Here is a 16,813-nt window from a genome sequence, read left to right as displayed (position 1 = left end):
TATATACGAATAACCATTTTGAGCCACATATACGCATATTAAAGCTAAAAAATCATGAAAATTCAGATAGCAATGTGAACAGCGTTAAAAAAACATCGAAATGTATCAAATATGTAACGTAAAAAAATACCGGCCTACTGTGGCACGGTATTCGTATAGGTTTTGGCAACACGCAAAAACTAAATGATATGAAACGTTTAATCCTGATGTTAACCGTTGCTATAGTAGCAACAACATTGCAAACAGCCAACGCTCAAGTTAGTTTAAATATCAACATAGGCTTACAGCCTAATTGGGGACCTCGCGGCTATGATTACGTGGAGTATTACTACATGCCTGATATCCGTACCTATTACCATGTACCCAGCAGAAGGTACGTGTATTACGAAGGTAGCAGATGGGTGCACAGAACTTCGTTACCTAGAGCTTACAGGGGTTACGACTTGCACAGGGGCAGAAAAATTGTGATTAACGAGCCTCGCCCTTATTTAAGGCACCATGTTTACCAAACCCATTATGTGGAGAGATACAGACATGATAATGGCAAACATAAAGGATGGCATAAAGATAAAGATCATAAAGGACGAGGAAAGGGAAGACATTAACCTATTGTAGAAATAACGGAAACCAAAAAGTCCCGCTGATGCGGGACTTTTTGGTTTTAAAATCTTTTGCCTATGGTAATTCCAATTCGGGGATAAGCTTCGGAACCTGCATTTTTATTAAACAACCTTCCTAAGCCAAAGTACGCTTCGCCTACAAAACCGCTTTTGGTTAAAAATTTACCACCAGCAGCTGCACCTATACCAAAACTGCTTACGGTTTTATCGCTCGGAACCGAACTCCAATTACCCTTGCCGTCAGTCCAGATATAATATTTATCGTCATCAAGCTGCATAAAGGCGGCGTTAGCCTCAATAAAAAATCCCGAAGCTCGTTTGGCGTTTCCAAAGTAGATCCTGTAATATGGAATTACGCCAAAATTATAATCCAAATCATCATAAATGCGGGCCAAAACGGATATACCGGCTCCCGTATTATCATTAAACATACGTTCATAGCTAATTTCCGGTATCCCGATAATGGTGTTTAGGAGATTAAACCTGATTTCGTTTTTTCCAGTTACTTTTTCTTCTGACTCTTTAGCGTTTTCCTGAGCAAAGGAAAAAGCAGTTACGGCCGCCAAACAAAGCGTCAACAAAGTTTTCTTCATTTAAAAATAGTGTATTAGTTATAAAAAGGATTTTGCTTTTTCAATTGCCCTGGTCATTCCAGCAGCATCTTTACCTCCCGCAGTAGCATAAAACGGCTGTCCACCGCCACCGCCTTGGATTTCTTTTGCCAGCTCTCTCACAATTTGTCCGGCATTGTAACCTTTTGCTTTGATCAGTTCATCGTCAATAGCTACGGTAAGTTGCGGCTTTCCATCGATTACCACCCCTAACACCAAGAATAAATTTTGCACGGCACCTTTTACCGCATAGGCTAAAGTTTTAACAGCGTCTGCATTTGGAAGATCTACCACGGTAGCTATAAAATTCACGCCATCAATATTTTGCATTTGACTTTCTAAATCGGTCCTTAAGGCTACTGCACGTTCAGAAATAGTTTTTTCAATTTCTTTTTTCAGTGCTCCATTATCTTCAATCACCTTACTCAAAGCCGAAACAAAGTCTTTGGGATTGTTCAATAATGCCCCTAAATGTTTCACCAATTCGAAATGTTCCCGGATAACCGAAGCCGAACGTTGTCCAGTGATGGCTTCTATCCTACGCACGCCCGCTGCCACAGCAGATTCGGCTGTAAGTTTAAAGAAACCGATTTGCCCGGTAGCTTTTACGTGGGTACCGCCACAAAGTTCTTTAGAGAAATGGTCGTCAAAGGTAATTACACGAACAAAATCGCCATATTTCTCCCCAAATAAAGCGGTTACCCCACTGTCAATGGCTTCTTGATAAGGTACGTTTCTTTGCTCCTTCAAAGGAATGTTCTCACGAATCTTCGCATTAACGATATCTTCAATTTGATTCAATTCCTCATCGGTTACCTTTGCAAAATGAGAAAAGTCGAAACGTAAGTAATCCGAATTTACCAAACTACCTTTTTGGTTGACATGATGCCCTAAAACCTGCTTCAATGCGGCATGCAACAGGTGTGTAGCCGAGTGATTATTTTCGGTTTCCTTGCGTTTATCTTCATCAATTACCGCCCAGAATTTACCTTCTAGGTCGGCGGGTAAAGTATCCGCAAAATGAACAATCACGCCATTTTCCTTTTTGGTATCGGTAATTTCCACCCAAAATTGGCGGCTATGGTCTTCCAATCTTCCTGTATCGCCTACCTGACCACCACTTTCGGCATAGAAAGGTGTTTGTGCCAATACAATCTGGTATTGTTCTTTGCCTTTAGCCTTTACTTTACGGTATTTGATGATCTCGGTTTCTTTCTCGGTAAGATCGTAACCTACAAATTCGGTTTCCCGGTCTTCATTAACCATGATCCAGTCACCGGTATCAATGGCAGTTGCTGCACGAGACCGGTTTTTCTGTGCCTCCAAGGCTTTGTTAAAGCCCTGCATATCCACAGAAAGTCCCTTTTCCCTGGCCATCAAGTCGGTCAAGTCTATTGGAAAGCCAAAAGTATCGTACAGTTCAAAGGCGAAATCACCATTGATTATTTTACCTCCTTCATATTTCTCAAAGCGTTGAATCCCTGTAGCCAAAGTTCTTAGGAAAGAAACTTCCTCCTCTAAAACAACTTTTTGCACAAAATCCTTTTGCTGGTATAACTCGTCAAAAACACCTTTAAACTGATCCGCTAGTATTGGCACCAATTGATTTAGGAAAGGCTCCTTAAAGTTTAAAAAAGTATAGGCATAACGAACAGCCCTACGTAAAATACGACGGATGACGTAGCCTGCCTTGTTATTTGAAGGCAACTGTCCATCGGCAATCACAAAAGAAATTGCACGGATATGATCAGCCATTACACGCATGGCAACTGCTTCGTTCCATCCCTGCTGCCCAGGCGCTGCACCAGCTACATACTCAAATCCGGATTTTTCGGAGATATGTTTGATCAGGGTTTGGAAAACATCGGTATCATAGTTGGAGCTTTTGCCCTGTAATACACGTACCAAACGCTCAAATCCCATTCCTGTATCAACGTGTTTGTTTGGAAGTGGTTTTAACGAGCCGTCTTTCAAACGGTTGAACTGCATAAATACGTTGTTCCAAATCTCAATTACCTGCGGATGATCTGCATTTACCAACGATTTGCCTTTACCGTCTTTACGTTCTTCGGCACTGCGGCAATCCACATGGATTTCGGAGCAAGGGCCACAGGGACCGGTATCTCCCATCTCCCAAAAATTATCTTTCTTATTGCCCAATACAATTCGGTCTTCGGGCACAAACTGTTTCCAAATCTCGTAAGCTTCGGTATCTTTTGGCAAGCCTTCTTTTTCGTCACCTTCAAACACCGAAACATACAGTTGGTCTTTCGGGATTTTATAAACTTCGGTCAGCAACTCCCAGCTCCATTCAATGGCTTCCTTTTTAAAGTAGTCGCCAAAACTCCAGTTGCCCAACATTTCAAACATGGTGTGGTGATAGGTGTCAATTCCCACTTCTTCCAAGTCGTTATGCTTGCCCGAAACCCGTAAACAGCGTTGGGTATCCACCACACGGGGATATTTTACCGCGGCTTCTCCCAAAAACAAATCTTTAAATTGGTTCATTCCGGCATTAGTAAACATCAAGGTAGGATCGTTTTTCACCACAATAGGTGCCGAGGGTACGATATGATGTCCTTTGCTTTTAAAAAACTCTAAAAAAGTCTGTCTTATTTCTTTCGCTGTCATTTTTATTTATAGGTTTAAAAGGCGCAAGGCATAAGGCTTGAGCCATAAGATATCCAACCTTAAACCTCAACCCTTATCCCGCAAACCACTTGCGCACAAAATTATAATTTTATTGTGGTTTTCTGCTAAAATCCGTTTACATTTGAACACTTTAAGTAAAAGCTACAATCATTTAATAATCAGCATCAAATATGCCTTACAAGGAAAGAGAAATCAATAAAATGTATTATACAATGGGCGAAGTAACAGAAATGTTTGGCGTAAATGCTTCGCAGATTAGGTTTTACGAAAAAGAGTTTGACGTACTTAAACCTAAAAAAAACAAAAAGGGAAACCGGCTATTTACACCTGAAGATATCGATAACCTAAAGGTCATTTTCCATTTGGTAGACGATAAGGGCTTTACGCTTAAAGGTGCTAAAGAACACATGAAAAGTAACAGTGGCGAAGTAAAAGAAAACCAGAAGATTATAGATTCGCTGGAACGTTTGAAAAGTTTCTTGCTTAAACTTAATGAAGAAATCTAATTTTTGGTCATTTGTTATCCTATCTATCTTTTTTCTTAACGCCTGTCAATCAAACGCACAAAACGACAAAGTGCTTTTTAGGGATACCGTGTTAAAGTACTCGGTCATGCAAAGTGACTTGGATCAGTATTTAACTTATCGAAACATTATTGACACCACCGGCAAAACCAAAGACTATATTTGGATTTTAAAATCAGCCATGCTTAGGCTTCGCAGTAAATGGGGACTCAATAAAAAGCCTGTCACCTACGAAAGCGTCATTGCTGATGCCGAAGCCAGGTTTATCCAAAGAAATATGGTAAACAAGGTATTGGTGATAAAAAGCGAGCGAAAAATGTACCTGCTTAAAGATTCCAATATTGTTAAAACCTATCCGATTGCGTTGGGGCCAAATCCCATCGGGCAGAAACAACGTGAAGGTGACGGCAAAACTCCGGAGGGCAATTACACTCTTGATTGGCAGAGATGGAACGGTACCACTTTCCATTCTTTTCATATCTCTTATCCCAATAAAGTTGACTCGGCAAGGGCCAAAGCCAAAGGCTTGCAAGTGGGCAGCAACATTATGGTGCATGGCACATCTAAAGGCTTAAAAAGGAAAAAAGACTGGACAAACGGCTGTATCGCACTTTCTAATAAAGACATGGCCAATTTTAGAAACCTCGTGTTTCAGGATACACCCATAGAAATTAGGAAGTAACGTTACAATTTGTTTTGTAGATATTATATTTTACCATAAATTGGCTACACCAAACAGCCTATGCGCAAATTTTTACTATTTATTATTATTTTTCTGAGCGTTAATAAATCTTGGTCGCAATACAACCAAGGCGCTCGTTTAACGGCCATGGGCAATGCCAGTGCTGCCTTGTATGATATCTGGAGCTTAAACGCCAATCCGGCGGGTATTACCGGGCTACAATCGCCTACGGCAGCGGCAAATTATGCCCGTTATTTATTTGGAGATGAACTGAGCGAACAAAATTTTGCTTTTGTACTGCCATTTAACGGCAATTTTGCTGGACTGAGCGTTAACCGATACGGCATTAGCGAGTATAATGAGATTAAAGCAGGCTTGGGCCTGGCCAAGAAATTTGGGGAACAACTTTCTATAGGGATTAAAGTTAACCTGCACCAACTTAAAATTACCAATTATGGCGATGCCACTACTTTCTCGGTTGATGCCGGCGTAAATTACGTACTGAGCAAACAAATTGGGTTGGGGCTATATGCAAGCAACCCCTCGTCGCAAACCTACAAATCAAGCAATATTGCCGCCCACATCCCTACAGCGCTACATTTTGGGGCTACCTATACGCCTTCTAACAAAGTAATTGTGGCCACAACCGTGTCTAAGGATTTTGACCAAAAATTTGATGTTAGTGTGGGCGCAGACTATCGATTTCATGAAATATTGAGCCTACGTGGTGGCATTAGTGCCAAACCGTTTAAACAATATGTTGGCATTGGATTAAATTACCAAAAATTAATATTGGATGTGGCGGTTCAAAGCCATCCTCAAATTGGTTACACCCCTCAAATTGGCTTGTCGTATGCGTTTTAAACTATTGGTATTATTTACCTTTTTACTGATTGGTTTTGCGGCAAAGGCACAAACCCAGGAAGACCAACTGATCAAGGATTTGATTGAAAGCATTGCCGAAAACCTTCCAGAGGATTATGACCTCTCGGAATTGCAGGACCGTCTTACCTATTTCCGCAAGCACCCTATAAACCTTAACAACACTAATGCTGAAGAACTGAAAACGCTGGTTTTCCTGTCTCCGCTACAAATCAGCAACTTATTTGAGCACATCAGAAAAAACGGAAAGCTTATTGATTTGCTCGAACTGCAAAGCATCCCTGAGTTTGACATACAAACTATTCAGCGCTTGTTGCCTTTTGTAACCTTAGAACAGTCGGCCACGACAGATAAAATTACGGGCAAAAACCTGCTCATGTACGGGAACAACGATCTGATTTTGAGGTATGGCCGGGTTATTGAAAAATCGAAAGGTTATACCGACCTACCCGGCAGCAGGTATTTGGGCACGCCAGATCGGTATTTATTCAGATATCGTTATACCTATTCCAACAGAGTTTCGGCTTCGTTGGTATTTGAAAAGGATGCTGGAGAATATTTCTTTAACGGACCCAAGCAAAAACCATTTGATTTTCTGTCTGGACATATTGCCTTCCTTAACACGGGCAGGTTCAAAAAGATTGTATTGGGCGATTATACCATGCAATTTGGCCAGGCGCTTACCTTATGGTCGGGTTTTGCATTTGGCAAATCACCAGATATCACAGGGGTGGCCAAACGCGATGTAGGTTTACGACCTTATACTTCGGCCAATGAGTTTGCCTTTCTACGTGGTGCCGCAATAACGGTAAATATTGCCAAGAACATCGATTTTTCGCCGTTTGTATCGCACCGCAAACTAGATGCTTCTATGTCTGTTGTAAATGGCCAAAATGTCGTATCCACCATCAATGAAACAGGCTTACACCGTACGCAATCTGAAATCGACAACAAAAACAATTTAGAGCAAACCGTTTATGGCGGTGTACTGCAATATAGAACCAGCGCCTTAAATGTTGGAGCAGTAGCCTATCACACATCTTTCAACAGAGCTTTTATACCCGGAAGTGGCCTTTATCGCATCCATAATTTTACTGGAAAAGAATTGACCAATTTGGGAGCCCACTATAGCTATACTTACAAGAACTTTTATTTTTTTGGTGAATTTGGCAAATCACTAGATGCAGGATTGGCTTACGTAAATGGCGCTTTAGTAAGTTTGTCCTCAACGGTTTCGGCAGTAGTTTTGCACAGAAACTATCAAAAAAACTACCATAACTTTTTCAATCAGGCTACGGCCGAGGCCAGCGAAGCTTTCAATGAAAAGGGCTTTTATGCGGGCCTGAACATCAACCCATCCAAAATTTGGAGCATCCAGGTTTATGGCGATTATTTTAAATTCCCCTGGCTGCGTTTCAGGGTTGATGCCCCTTCTGATGGTTACGAGTTTTTAGGTCAGGTAACCTACTCGCCTACCAAAACATTTAGGGCTATTTTGCGGTACAAAACCGAAGTAAAACAACAAAATACGAGCTTAACCGTACCTTTCAACTATTTGGACGAGGTTAAAAGAGAAAACTACCGTGCTGAAGTAAAATGGGCCGCAGGCAAATCATTTGGTTTTCAAAACCGTGTAGAAGTGGTACAGTTTAAAAAAGGTGACGCCAAAGCTGAATTTGGCTATTTGGCTTATCAGGATGTGAGCTACGCCCCGCTTTCATCCAGGCTATCTGGAAACATTAGGGTAGCTTATTTCAACACAGCCTCCTACGACAGTAGAATTTATGCTTATGAGGACGATGTGCTTTACAACTTTACTTTTGGCTTGTACAACGGAAAAGGTTTAAGGGGTTACGCCAACTTAAAATACAGGCTAGCCAAACGTGTTGACCTATGGGGAAGATACGCCCTTTACAACTACGACAATGTAGAAACCGTTGGCTCTGGATTGGACGAAATAAATGGCAAAATGAAATCGGAAATGAGAATACAGTTGCGTTATCAATTTTAAGATGCGTTGATATTTAAATCGGAAATAGTATTTGTTAAACTATTATTTCCTTTTAGCCTGGGAATGATACTAGGCTACCACTTCCAAGATCCATTCTTATTTAGAGTACTCTTTTACGTGCTCATAGCTTTCATTTTCTTTTCGATATCCGCTAACATTTATTATCAGAAAATTAAAGGCTGGCAATTTAAAAAAACAATTGCCAGCCTTTATTATTTATTATTTTTTTGCCTAGGTTTTTACCTCACGTTAGCCCACACCGATTTTTTAGATCCAGGTTATTTTGGCAATAAGCAACATACCCATTTAAAAGGCTGGATCAGCAACGAGCCTCAGCAAAACAATCAAATTTTAAGGTTCGAGCTATCGGTTACTGAAGGGTACCTGAACAAAAAAGCCTCACATTGTACCGGAAAATTGCTTGTTGCACTCAAATTAGATAGTTTAAATCCTATCCAGCTAGGTTATGGCCACGAGTTGATGTTGCCTGCCAACCAACTTCCCGTTGAACCGGCGTACAATCCTGCTGAGTTTGATTTTAGGCAATGGCTAGCAGCCAAAAACATTTACCATCAAAGTTTTATTAATCAGGAGCAGCTTATAAAACTTAATCAGGACCAAGGGAATAGCATTCATAAATATGCCCTAACACTCAGGAAAAAACTGGTAAATGTTTACCGAAAATTGATCCACAATGATGAGGCTTTCGCTGTGGCAGCAACTTTAATTTTGGGCTACCGTGCTGATTTGAGCAAAGAAACCTTGGCCGCCTACAGTAAAACAGGTACCGTACATGCACTTTCCGTTTCAGGCATGCACGTTGGCCTCATTTACCTGATGCTCAACTGGTGCCTATCTTTTTTAAACAGTAGAAAGCTGGGTCAAATATTTAAAAACCTGGTTATCATCGGGTTGATTTGGTATTACTCCCTACTTACAGGGTTTTCTCCGTCGATATTACGTTCGGCCATGATGATCACCATTTTTATCCTTACTAAACAACTAAAGAGAGGAAATAACAGCTACAATGTGTTGGCTTTTACGGCGTTTGCGCTTTTGGCATTCAATCCATTTTTGGTTTGGGACGTTGGGTTTCAATTATCATTTTTGGCGGTATTTGGTTTAATCTATTTCCAGCCCAAAATTTACAACTGGTTTTACTTTAAGCCCAAATGGGCCGATAGCTTATGGTCAGCCACGGCTATGAGTTTGGCAGCGCAGCTGGCTACCCTCCCCTTAAGCATCTATTATTTCCACCAGTTTCCAATATATTTTATCATTAGTAACCTTTTCATCCTTGTTCCCATCACTTTGCTAATGTATAGCGGCATTGCCTTATTGCTGTTACGGATTTACTTTATTGCTCCAGCTTTCGAATGGCTCATTAACTTTACCAATAGTGGCCTAAAATGGATTTCGGAACTACCTTTTGCGGGAATTACCGGAATTTGGCTCAACCGATGGCAACTCATCCTGCTATTTATGTTAATTGCGTTTTTGAGCTTGGGTTTTTCTACTTATAAAAAGAACTACTTATTTCTTGGATTTTCCATTTGGCTGGTTCTGCAAAGTTCGTTAAGCTTTCAAAAAATAAACGCAACCAAACAGTCGGAAATCATTTTTTTCAGTTTAAGGAAAAATTACGCAGCAGCTTTTATCACGAGCAACCATTGCATATTGGTTACCGATTTGACCAAAGCGGATAGAAATTTTGAGTTTTTCGTAAAACCTGCCTTAGACCAAAAACATATCCAAGCCATTAAGTTTGTGAAATGGGATGAAGATTTTACGGCACCAAATTTCATCAAACAAGATCATCAAATCATCAGCAAACAGATACGTATTTTACTTTTGGACAAGTCATTTAACCATCGAAAAATAATGAAAACACCCCGTTTTGATTTCATTTGGATTCATCAAAATACCAAACAAAAAATAGAAACCTTACAGAAGGAAATTAACTTTAAGACATTAATTGTTGATGCCAGCAACAAAGATTATGTGATTTCGACGTTTGAGCATCAAGCTAATCTATTAAATTTGCCCATCCATGTCCTTAAAAAACATACAGCAATAGTGCTGAACCAAAAATAAATCTTATGGAAAATTCATTGGTATTATACCAAGTTAACAACAGGGTAGCTGAAATCACCATCAACAGGCCTGAAAAAAGAAATGCGCTAAACCCTGATTTGGTTGAAGCACTAAAAACCGCTTTTAAAAAGGCACAAGAAGATGAAAATGCCAAAGTTGTTGTACTTAAAGCTCGTGGAGAGGTTTTTAGTGCAGGCGCCGATCTGGCTTATATGCAACAGCTGCAACATTTTTCGTATGAGGAAAACATCCGGGATTCTACAGCACTCAAAGAGCTTTTCGAAATGATCAGAACGCTTCCAAAAGTAGTTGTTGCACAAGTGGAAGGCCATGCCATTGCTGGCGGCTGTGGCTTAGCAACCATTTGTGACATTGTTTTTGCAGTGCCAGAAGCTAAATTTGGCTATACAGAAGTTAAGCTGGGTTTTGTACCGGCTATTGTGAGCTGTTATTTGGTACAAAAAGTTGGTGAAACCATTGCTAAAAAATTGCTGCTCAGCGGCGAGTTATTTGGTGCACAAGAAGCGCTCCACTATAATTTGATTACCTATGTAACAAAAGCCGAAGAAATTGCTCTAACGGTAAATAATTTTACCTTAAATTTGTGCAATAACGCTTCAGGGAATTCGTTGATGCTTACCAAGCAACTTATTAATTATACCAGCAATACTTGGCTTGATAGTTGCTTGAACGAAGCGGTAAAAACAAATGCCAAAACTAGGGAGAGTGGTGACTTTAAAAAAGGTATTTCGGCTTTTCTGGCAAAGGAAAAAATTAACTGGTAACTAAACTTAAAAAAATAATATGATGTTCAAATCGGTAAAAACAGGCCTTTTAGCGGCGCTGTTGGTGGGCTCTGCAATCATTGCTAACGCTCAAAAGAAAATTTCTCAAGGTACGGTAATTTATGGTGTAGAGTATTCTTTACCAGCGGAGCAAGCAGCTATGGCTGCTCAATTGCCAAAGGAACAAAAAGTGAAATTTAACGGCAATGTGCTTCGCATAGATATGGAGCAAGGCCCAGCTACTATAGGCATTTTACAAGATTTTGTAGATAAGAAAGGCTTAATGCTGATTGACGTTCCAATGGCGCAAATGCAATATGCAGTTAAAATGAGCAAAGAGGACATCGAAAAATCGGAAGCTGCAGCACCTAAATTAAGTGATTTTAAGGCTACCGGCGAGAAACAAACAATAGGAAACTACAATGCCGAAAAATACACCTACAAAGATGATAAAGGTGGTGCATACGAGTTATGGGCCAGCAATGATATAGAACTTCCAGCAGGTTTTTCCGGTGATCAATTCAAAGGCATCAAAGGTGCGCTGTTAAAATACACTACCTTTCAAAATGGCTTAAAAGTAACCTTAACCATTAAAAATATCCTTGAAGATAAAGTAGGCCCTTTTTCTTTAGAAGTGCCTAAAGGTTACGAACTTAAAACCATGCAGGAAATTATGGCTATGCAAGGCGGTGGACAATAGTTCTGTTTTTGCACCTTGATATAAATCAGACTTTTAATTATGGGTTTTTTAGTAATTTAGCGGCCCATGTTTAAAAGTCTGATTTTTTTTGCCAGATATTTTCTGTTCTGGCTGCTCTATTTCGCAATAGACAGGTTTATTTTTATGTTTATCTTTCATGTTAAATTAAGAAATATACCTTTTTCAGAAAAGCTTGCTACCTATTACCACGCCTTAAGGCTAGACTTGTCGATGGTGGCCTATATTGCCATCATTCCCTTATTGGTTTACACTTTCTGGTTTCTTTCCAACAGAAAGAATGTTAATGTTGGCTGGATCAAAAAGTACAATATGGTATTGGTTGTGCTTTTCAGTATCATATCTGTCATCAATTTTAATATTTACCGCGAATGGGGAAGCAAAGTCAACTCAAGGGCCATTGAATTTGCCATCCGTACGCCAAATGAATCATTGGCTTCGAGCGCCTCTTCACCTATATTTTTGACCTTATCGGTACTGCTCATTTTACTAGGCATTGGACTATATCTCAATTTTGTGCTCGTAAGACGAGAAATTGCTTTCGCCAAAGCACCTATTTGGGCCAAGATAATTGTTGCCATTTTAACTCTGGGAGTAAATTTCCTCTTGATTAGAGGAGGTACGGGCACTGCTCCCAATTCGCAGAGCATGGCATTTTTCTCCAATCATCAGATACTTAACCATGCTTCGTTAAATACCGAGTGGAACTTAATGTCGAGTGTTTTGGCAAATAGCAAGGTAAAGAAAAACCCTTATATCTACGAAGATCAAAAACAAGCCGAGCTTGAAGTAGAGAACCTGTACAAAGTAGCTAAAGACACTACCCTATCTGTCCTAAAAACAGCCAGGCCAAATGTAGTGATCTTTATCTTGGAAAGCTTTACGGCTGACCTCACTAAGGTACTAGGAAATGAAGACGGCATTACCCCCAACTTAGATTCATTAGCTAAAAAAGGCATTTTCTTTAGCCAAATATATGCAACGGGCAACCGTACCGACAAAGGCCTTATTGGTTCGTTAACGGGGTTTCCAACGTTGGGAACGGGCAGTATTGTTAAATGGCCCGAAAAGATGCAGAAAATCCCCGCAATTAGTCAAAAACTCTACCAACAAGGATATCAAACTTCGTTTTATTACGGTGGAGAGTCTGAATTCGACAACTACAAGGCCTTTATCCTGGGGCACCAGTATAAAAAGTTAATTGATAAGAATAGTTTCGACAAAAAAGATATGAATTCGAAATGGGGCGCTTACGACGGATTGGTTTTCAACAAACAGTTAACGGATGCCAATACTGCCAAACAGCCCTTCTTTTCTACCCTATTGTCTTTAACCAACCACGAGCCTTTTGAGCTGCCGGTAAAGTACAAATTTGGTAGTACAGACAATATCCAGAAATTTAAAAGCACTGCATTTTACACCGATTCGTGTATTGGCAGTTATTTAAGCGAGGCCAAAAAGCAGGCTTGGTATAAGAACACGCTGTTTGTTTTCATTGCCGATCATGGTCATCCGCTTCCCAAGGCCACCCATGAAGTTTATGAACCGCAACGCTACCATATTCCCCTTATTTTTTATGGTGATGTCATCAAGGATGAATTTAGGGGCAAAAACTTTGATAAAACGGGAAGCCAGCAGGACCTTGCTGCAACCTTACTGGCGCAGCTTAAAATAAACGCCGCAGATTTTAAATGGAGCAAAAACCTTTTAAATCCTTACCGCCGAAATTTTGCCTATTTCAGTTGGGATAACGGCTTCGGCTTTATTGAAAATGGCCATGCCTTAACCTTTGACAACGTAGGGAAAAGCGTACTTTACAATAGCAAACCAGAAGATGCCCAACAAACCAACAAACTGTTGCAGAATGGAAAGGCCTATCTTCAAACTGTTTACCAACAATTTATAAACCTATAAACAAATATGAACACCAAAAAAGTAATTTGGGCGATAGCCATTGTGCTTGGCTTTTCGGCCAATACCAATGCCCAAAACATAAACTGGGCCAAGGATGGCAATAGTTATTATCAAAACGTTAGCGGAGAAATTGTAAGCATTACCCTTCCTAAAAACGAACGCAAGGTAGTTATCAGCAGCGATTTACTTTCCCAAACCAATGGTAAACCGGCTATCAGAATCAGAAGCTTTCAGCTGAGTAACGATGGCACCAAAGCCTTAATTTACACCAATAGTAAAAAGGTTTGGCGCTATGATACCCGTGGCGATTATTGGGTTGCAGATATGACCAACAACAAGCTCACGCAAATTGGGAAAGACAAACCTGCCTCGTCACTTATGTTTGCCAAGTTTTCGCCTGATGGCAGTAAAGTGGCTTACGTAAGCGGGCATAATATTTATGTAGAAGACCTTGCTACCGGTACCAACAAGGCATTAACCACCGATGGAACTACCAGATTAATCAATGGCACTTTTGATTGGGCCTACGAAGAAGAATTTGACTGTAGAGACGGTTTCCGTTGGAGCCCTGATGGAAAATCTATCGCCTACTGGCAAATAGATGCCCGAAAAATCCGCAATTTCCTGATGATCAACAATACTGATTCCATCTACTCCTACAATGTACCTGTGGAATATCCAAAGGTTGGACAAGACCCTTCGGCCTGCAAAGTTGGCGTAGTAGACATTGCAACGGCGCAAACCAAGTGGCTGCCTGTTCCAGGTAGCGAAATACAGCACTATATCCCTAGAATGGATTGGGTACCTAACTCAAACAATATCATTTTGCAGCAACTTAACCGTGAGCAAAATGTGAGCACCATTTTCCTGGCAAATGCAGCTACGCAAAAGCTAACCGAGATTTACAAAGAATCTGACAAGGCTTGGATAGATGCCGTGGACAACTTTGACTGGATCAACAATAACAAGGAATTTGTGCTGAAAACGGAGAAAGATGGCTGGGCACACCTTTACCGAATCAACATTGAGAATAAAAAAGCAACACTTATTACCAATGGCAATTATGATGTGATTGCGGTGAATTTGATTGATGAAGCAAACGGTGTAGTTTATTTCAGCGCTTCGCCAAGCAACGCCACTCAAAAATATCTTTACAAAACCAAACTTGATGGCAAGGGAAAATTAGAAATGGTTACGCCATCGGTTTTACCCGGAACTCATAACTATAGCATTTCTCCTACTGGTGCTTTTGCGCTCCATAGCTACCAAAGCTCTACCGTACGCCCTGTATCTGAGTGGATGAACTTTAAAACCAACAATCCATTAACGATGCAGGGTAGCATCACCAGCCAAGTGGGTAGCCAGCAAACCGCTAAAAACAAAGTAGAGTTTTTTAAAATTACCACCGAAGATGGCGTGGAGCTTGATGGTTGGATGAAGAAACCTGACAACTTTGATAGAACCAAAAAGTACCCGGTAGTGTTTTATGTATATGGAGAGCCTGCTTCGGCAACAGCCCTAGACGTTTACAGTGCGGGAAGCAACAGACTTTATGTAGGCGATATGGCCAAAGATGGCTATATCTATGTTTCGATGGACAACCGAGGAGCGCCAGTTCCTAAAGGTAAGGCTTGGAGAAAAGCCATTTACAAAAACATTGGCCAAATCAACATCCGTGACCAAGCCATGGCAGCTAAAAAGTTATTAGCCACCAATTCGTTTATGGATCAAGATAGGGTAGCTGTTTGGGGATGGAGCGGCGGTGGGTCTTCTACCCTTAATTTGTTGTTCCAATATCCGGAGATTTATAAAACGGGAATTTCGATCGCTCCAGTGGCCAACCAGCTTACTTACGATAACATTTACCAGGAGCGATACATGGGCACTCCTTTTCCAACTACCGATGCCTATGTGGCCGGCTCACCGGTTACGCATGCCAAAAATTTGAAAGGCAATTTGCTGTTGATACATGGCACCGGCGATGACAATGTACACTATCAGAATGCGGAAATGCTGATCAATGAATTGGTAAAATACCGTAAAAACTTCCAAATGATGAGCTATCCTAATCGTACACACAGCATTAGCGAAGGCGAAGGCACCAGCGAACATTTGGCGCTAACTTTTACCAAATTCCTTAAAGAAAATTGCCCTCCGGGAGGTAAATAAAATAGTGGAGTGTTAAGCTGATGCTGAAATAAATTCAGCATGACGACCCAGTATTTAAAAGGAACGGATCACGTTAAGTGTTCAAAACAAAGAAGCCCTAGATTAATTCTCGGGCTTCTTTGTTTTTATAAATGTTGCCGTCATTGCGAGGTACGAAGCAATCTCTTTAAATTTCCACTCGACAATCAGCTTAAGACTGCTTCGTACCTCGCAATGACGAAATGCACTAAACCCAATCAATTCCCTTTTCAAAAGATAAATGTTGCCTTCATTGCGAGGTGCGAAGCAACCGCTTTAAATTCCCACTCGACAATCAGCTTAAGATTGCTTCGTACCTCGCAATGACGAAATGGACTAAACCCAGTCAATTCCCTTTTTCAAAAGATAAATGTTGCCGTCATTGCGAGGTACGAAGCAATTGCTTTAAATTCCCACTCGACAATTGGCTTAAGATTGCTTCGTACCTCGCAATGACGAAATGGATTAAACCCAATCAATTCCCTTTTCAAAAGATAAATGTTGCCGTCATTGCGAGGTGCCAAGCAATTGCTTTAAATTCCCACTCGACAATCAGCTTAAGATTGTTTCGTACCTCGCAATGACGAAATGCACTAAACCCAATCAATTCCCTTTTTCAGAATATAAATGTTGCCGTCATTGCGAGGTGCCAAGCAACCGCTTTAAATTTCCACTCGACAATCAGCTTAAGATTGCTTCGTACCTCGCAATGACGAAATGCACTAAACCCAATCAATTCCCTTTTCAAAAGATAAATGTTGCCTTCATTGCGAGGTGCGAAGCAACCGCTTTAAATTCCCACTCGACAATCAGCTTAAGATTGCTTCGTACCTCGCAATGACGAAATGGACTAAACCCAGTCAATTCCCTTTTTCAAAAGATAAATGTTGCCGTCATTGCGAGGTACGAAGCAATTGCTTTAAATTCCCACTCGACAATTGGCTTAAGATTGCTTCGTACCTCGCAATGACGAAATGGATTAAACCCAATCAATTCCCTTTTCAAAAGATAAATGTTGCCGTCATTGCGAGGTGCCAAGCAATTGCTTTAAATTCCCACTCGACAATCAGCTTAAGATTGTTTCGTACCTCGCAATGACGAAATGCACTAAACCCAATCAATTCCCTTTTTCA

General features: G+C 40.6%; 12 protein-coding genes. 10 read left to right on the top strand and 2 right to left on the bottom strand.

Annotated elements, in window-relative coordinates; translation table 11 throughout:
- Window positions 1–188: 188 nt before the first annotated feature.
- Complete coding sequence (locus DUT71_RS03740) at window positions 189–605, top strand: hypothetical protein (protein WP_113661202.1); 417 nt, start codon at window positions 189–191, stop codon at window positions 603–605.
- Window positions 606–661: 56 nt separating this feature from the next.
- Here DUT71_RS03740 and DUT71_RS03735 read toward each other — a convergent pair whose 3' ends face one another.
- Both DUT71_RS03735 and alaS read right to left on the bottom strand, forming a co-directional pair.
- Window positions 662–1,213 (bottom strand): hypothetical protein, encoded by a 552-nt coding sequence (locus DUT71_RS03735; RefSeq protein WP_113661201.1) that lies wholly within the window; start codon window positions 1,211–1,213, stop codon window positions 662–664.
- An 18-nt stretch (window positions 1,214–1,231) separates the two neighbouring features.
- Window positions 1,232–3,862 carry an alanine--tRNA ligase gene (gene alaS, locus DUT71_RS03730; protein ID WP_113661200.1) on the bottom strand — a complete coding sequence of 877 codons (2,631 nt, stop codon included), beginning with the start codon at window positions 3,860–3,862 and terminating at the stop codon, window positions 1,232–1,234.
- A 191-nt stretch (window positions 3,863–4,053) separates the two neighbouring features.
- On the opposite strand from alaS, the gene DUT71_RS03725 reads away from it, so the two are divergent.
- The 9 genes from DUT71_RS03725 to DUT71_RS03685 all read left to right on the top strand — a co-directional run bounded on the left by DUT71_RS03725 (window position 4,054) and on the right by DUT71_RS03685 (window position 15,662).
- Window positions 4,054–4,389, top strand: coding sequence for a MerR family transcriptional regulator (locus tag DUT71_RS03725; protein ID WP_113661199.1), 336 nt, complete (start codon window positions 4,054–4,056; stop codon window positions 4,387–4,389).
- Entirely contained in the window at window positions 4,376–5,089 is a 714-nt protein-coding gene (locus DUT71_RS03720) for a L,D-transpeptidase family protein (RefSeq protein WP_113661198.1), read from the top strand. Before DUT71_RS03725 ends, DUT71_RS03720 begins: the two co-directional genes overlap by 14 nt.
- 60 nt (window positions 5,090–5,149) lie before the next feature.
- Window positions 5,150–5,953, top strand: coding sequence for a PorV/PorQ family protein (locus DUT71_RS03715; RefSeq protein WP_113661197.1), 804 nt, complete (start codon window positions 5,150–5,152; stop codon window positions 5,951–5,953).
- A complete protein-coding gene (locus DUT71_RS03710; RefSeq protein ID WP_113661196.1) occupies window positions 5,943–7,982 on the top strand; it encodes a helix-hairpin-helix domain-containing protein in 2,040 nt (679 codons plus the stop codon). Before DUT71_RS03715 ends, DUT71_RS03710 begins: the two co-directional genes overlap by 11 nt.
- Window positions 7,983–8,045: 63 nt before the next feature.
- Window positions 8,046–10,076 carry a ComEC/Rec2 family competence protein gene (locus DUT71_RS03705; protein ID WP_113661195.1) on the top strand — a complete coding sequence of 677 codons (2,031 nt, stop codon included), beginning with the start codon at window positions 8,046–8,048 and terminating at the stop codon, window positions 10,074–10,076.
- 5 nt (window positions 10,077–10,081) lie between these two features.
- Window positions 10,082–10,861: an enoyl-CoA hydratase/isomerase family protein gene (locus DUT71_RS03700; RefSeq protein ID WP_113661194.1), complete on the top strand. Its 780-nt coding sequence runs from the start codon at window positions 10,082–10,084 to the stop codon at window positions 10,859–10,861.
- A gap of 19 nt (window positions 10,862–10,880) precedes the next feature.
- A complete protein-coding gene (locus DUT71_RS03695) occupies window positions 10,881–11,561 on the top strand; it encodes a hypothetical protein (protein ID WP_240186844.1) in 681 nt (226 codons plus the stop codon).
- A gap of 144 nt (window positions 11,562–11,705) precedes the next feature.
- Complete coding sequence (locus DUT71_RS03690; protein WP_240186843.1) at window positions 11,706–13,493, top strand: LTA synthase family protein; 1,788 nt, start codon at window positions 11,706–11,708, stop codon at window positions 13,491–13,493.
- A 6-nt stretch (window positions 13,494–13,499) separates the two neighbouring features.
- Window positions 13,500–15,662 carry a S9 family peptidase gene (locus DUT71_RS03685; protein WP_113661192.1) on the top strand — a complete coding sequence of 721 codons (2,163 nt, stop codon included), beginning with the start codon at window positions 13,500–13,502 and terminating at the stop codon, window positions 15,660–15,662.
- Window positions 15,663–16,813: the final 1,151 nt, after the last annotated feature.

The organism is Pedobacter nanyangensis (assembly GCF_003313505.1).
Taxonomy (GTDB): Bacteria; Bacteroidota; Bacteroidia; order Sphingobacteriales; family Sphingobacteriaceae; genus Pedobacter; species Pedobacter nanyangensis.
This window is presented reverse-complemented; position numbering and strand designations above follow the sequence as displayed.

Bases quoted from the DNA above. Each gene is read 5' to 3' on its own strand.
- DUT71_RS03740 (WP_113661202.1), top strand. From the start codon at position 189: ATGAAACGTTTAATCCTGATGTTAACCGTTGCTATAGTAGCAACAACA.
- DUT71_RS03735 (WP_113661201.1), bottom strand. From the start codon at position 1,213: ATGAAGAAAACTTTGTTGACGCTTTGTTTGGCGGCCGTAACTGCTTTT.
- alaS (WP_113661200.1), bottom strand. From the start codon at position 3,862: ATGACAGCGAAAGAAATAAGACAGACTTTTTTAGAGTTTTTTAAAAGC.
- DUT71_RS03725 (WP_113661199.1), top strand. From the start codon at position 4,054: ATGCCTTACAAGGAAAGAGAAATCAATAAAATGTATTATACAATGGGC.
- DUT71_RS03720 (WP_113661198.1), top strand. From the start codon at position 4,376: ATGAAGAAATCTAATTTTTGGTCATTTGTTATCCTATCTATCTTTTTT.
- DUT71_RS03715 (WP_113661197.1), top strand. From the start codon at position 5,150: ATGCGCAAATTTTTACTATTTATTATTATTTTTCTGAGCGTTAATAAA.
- DUT71_RS03710 (WP_113661196.1), top strand. From the start codon at position 5,943: ATGCGTTTTAAACTATTGGTATTATTTACCTTTTTACTGATTGGTTTT.
- DUT71_RS03705 (WP_113661195.1), top strand. From the start codon at position 8,046: ATGATACTAGGCTACCACTTCCAAGATCCATTCTTATTTAGAGTACTC.
- DUT71_RS03700 (WP_113661194.1), top strand. From the start codon at position 10,082: ATGGAAAATTCATTGGTATTATACCAAGTTAACAACAGGGTAGCTGAA.
- DUT71_RS03695 (WP_240186844.1), top strand. From the start codon at position 10,881: ATGATGTTCAAATCGGTAAAAACAGGCCTTTTAGCGGCGCTGTTGGTG.
- DUT71_RS03690 (WP_240186843.1), top strand. From the start codon at position 11,706: ATGTTTATCTTTCATGTTAAATTAAGAAATATACCTTTTTCAGAAAAG.
- DUT71_RS03685 (WP_113661192.1), top strand. From the start codon at position 13,500: ATGAACACCAAAAAAGTAATTTGGGCGATAGCCATTGTGCTTGGCTTT.